Annotated in this window: 1 protein-coding gene; it reads right to left on the bottom strand. The window is 38.5% G+C overall.

Annotated features, from left to right (window positions below; genetic code table 11):
• Nucleotides 1–266: 266 nt before the first annotated feature.
• Nucleotides 267–560, bottom strand: coding sequence for a helix-turn-helix domain-containing protein (locus tag GMD1S_RS11255; RefSeq protein WP_000797741.1), 294 nt, complete (start codon nt 558–560; stop codon nt 267–269).
• Nucleotides 561–605 lie beyond the last annotated feature (45 nt).

Raw genomic sequence — 605 nt, 5'->3', positions numbered from 1 at the left:
TGACATGATGTGTCCTCCAAAATTTGTTGTTGAAACTATCTTAACAGAAAAGAAAGGGTCTGTATAATTGTAAATAATTAGGCTTTGATATAGTTTGAAACTATATCATTCTTTTGGACAAAAGAAAAAGACTTGAGACCAGCGTCTCAAATCCTTTGTATCGCTTGTTTTGTGGCTGTATTTTAGTTGGAATGCTCAAACAAGCTATTGACGATTCTTATAAGTGACTATGGCTTGTTATTAGAAAAGACTATAGGTCAGTTTAATCAACTTTTTTCCTGTTCAAGTGGGACGACTGCTAGTGTCTTTCCTAAACTGGCTAAAACTCTTAAGACCGTATCCAACTGAGGACTGGTCTTTCCTGTCTCCATCCTAGCTATGACAGGCTGGCTTACTCCACTGAGTTCTTCTAGCTTTTTCTGACTGATACCTTGCTCATGTCTAGCTTCTATCAACTCACTCATGATGGCCACTCGCATATCACTTTCAAGGATTTCCTCCTTGGTAAAGAGTTCTTTTCGGACATCCTTCCAATTACTCCCAATGGCGCTATTTTTCATCACTTAACCCTCTTTCTTTTAAGTCCTTCAGTTCACGCTTGGCTT

The sequence above is a fragment of the Streptococcus sp. GMD1S genome, from assembly GCF_000296875.1.
Taxonomy (GTDB): Bacteria; Bacillota; Bacilli; order Lactobacillales; family Streptococcaceae; genus Streptococcus.
Note: the sequence above shows the minus strand (reverse complement) of the source record. Positions and strands in the feature narration are given on the sequence as shown.